Below are 1,959 nucleotides of genomic sequence, written 5' to 3'. Positions count from 1 at the left end.
TCTTCGTCATGGAACGGTCCTTGTTCATCATCGAACGGCAAGCGCGTGTCGCCGGAACAGAAGCTAGCGCAGCCGCAACGCCTTACGCACGGCGGCCCAGCTGACATATTTGAAGTTCTGGGTGGCGGGCGCATTGTCGCCGTCCTGAGCGACCATCAGGCCGCGCGGGTAAGCCGGCCCGAAGCTGCCCGGCACGAGGTCGATGCCGTCGGTCTCGCTGGTGGCATCGACGGCTCCACCGCCGATGCGGAAGCGGCCGGCATAGGTCACGCCCGGCAAGCGGTAGAGCGTATAGGCGTTGTCGCCCTGGCTTGAGACGACGAGGTAGCCGCCGGTGCGGCCCTCCGGCGCGAGCGCCAGTCCTTCGGCATCGGCCACCAGCGTAGTGCCATCGACGCGCGCGACCGCGGTGGCGGTGGTGGACGCCGCGGGATCGGCGGCGAAGCGCCACAACCCGACATCCTCCTCCGCGACATAGAGCAATCCCGTGCGGTCATCGGCCACGCAGCCCTCGGACTGGCTGGCGAGCTTCATCGAGCGGACGGTGCGCACCTGCGGCGCGGCGCCCGACCGATCGATCGCGATCTGGTCGATGCGCCCGTCCTTCAGCACGACGAAGCCGAATAATGCGCCGTCCCGCGGCCGGCTCCACAGGCACATGCCGTAAGCCTCGCCCGGACCCACGGGGAAACGACCCAGCGGACGCAGCTTCGCGGCCGCGGGATCGAGATCGAAGAGCGAGACGTGCGCCTGCGCCACATCGGCGCGGTCGCTGGCGACCACGGTGATGCGGCCACCGCTCTCGCGCAGGTCGACATTGTTGAGCCGCTGCGCTGGCGTGTAGCTGAGCCGCTTGCCCGCGAGGTCATAGACGTGAACCCCGGCCTGTTTGTCGGTGGCCACGATGAGGCTCTTGGCTGGCGAACGCCGGTTGCGCCAGATTGCCGGGTCGTCGGCCGCATCGTCGGCGCTGGCGACCGGTTCGGTCTCCGCGATCGTGGGAATGTCGGGCGCCGCCGTGATGCGATCGGCAGCGGGCGGACCCACCACCGTTGTCGCACCACAGCCGGACAACAATAATGCTGCGGCAAGAACCGGGCGCATCAGAAGCTGACCCGAACGCCGCCCGTGTAGCGCCGGCCGAACGTCTCATGTTCGATCGTGTACTGGCTGCTGCCGGCGTAACGGCGGCCGGGGCCGTTGAGCAGGTTGGCGAAATCGCCGTAGATCTCGACATTGGGGGTGATCGCGAAGCGGACGCTGGCGTCGAGTTCGTCATCCCGCGCCCAATAGGCGTCGCCGCCGTCGATGCCGCGATTGACGCCGTTGACGAGCCCGAACGCACCGATCGAATCTATCCAGGGCGAGCGGTTCTGGTAGGAGACGCGCGCCGAGAAGCCGTATTTCTCGTAATAGCCGATCAGATTATACACCCCGTCGGACGCGCCCGGGAGACGGATCTTGCGACCGTCCGGCGTCTCCGAGCGGCTCTTGTTGAGCGTCGCGTTGAGCTGCACGCCGAACCCGCCCATCCAGTCGGGCAAGCCCAGATCGGTCACGAACGGCTCCAGCTGCTGCTGGATCGCCGCCTCCAGTCCGTAGATGTAGCCGTCGCCGCCATTGGCGATCGTGGTATATTGATATTGCGAGCGATCCACCCCGTTGGTGTTGAGAATGGTGCTGTTGAAGGTGCTGGACGTGTCGAACAGGACGTCGCGCACGTCCTTGTAGAACACGCCCACCGACAGGAAGCCGCGCGGCATCGTGTAATATTCGACGTACAGATCGACGCCGCGTGCCTTTTCGGGCTTGGCTTCGGGGTTGCCGCCCGAGATCGTCAGATTGGCGTCGCTGAACGACAGATTGGGGCGAAGCTGATCGTAATCGGGGCGTGCCGCGCCGGTGTTGAACGACAGGCGCGTCTTCATCCGGTCGTTGACGTCCCAGTTGAAGTGGAGG

The 1,959-nt window shown here is 66.1% G+C and carries 2 protein-coding genes; both read right to left on the bottom strand.

Going from position 1 to position 1,959, the window contains the following annotated elements:
* Window positions 1–63: 63 nt before the first annotated feature.
* On the bottom strand, window positions 64–1,104 hold the full coding sequence (locus VF643_RS00705; RefSeq protein WP_331041442.1) for a phytase: 1,041 nt from the start codon (window positions 1,102–1,104) through the stop codon (window positions 64–66).
* Window positions 1,104–1,959: outer membrane beta-barrel protein (locus VF643_RS00700; RefSeq protein ID WP_331041441.1), on the bottom strand; the 856-nt coding region annotated here is incomplete at its 5' end. The genes VF643_RS00700 and VF643_RS00705, both read right to left, overlap by 1 nt.

It is taken from the genome of Sphingomonas sp., from assembly GCF_036387595.1.
In the GTDB taxonomy this organism is placed as follows: domain Bacteria; phylum Pseudomonadota; class Alphaproteobacteria; order Sphingomonadales; family Sphingomonadaceae; genus Sphingomonas.
This window is presented reverse-complemented; position numbering and strand designations above follow the sequence as displayed.

Excerpts from the sequence above, each read along its gene's own strand:
- VF643_RS00705 (WP_331041442.1), bottom strand. The coding sequence starts at position 1,104 with ATGCGCCCGGTTCTTGCCGCAGCATTATTGTTGTCCGGCTGTGGTGCG.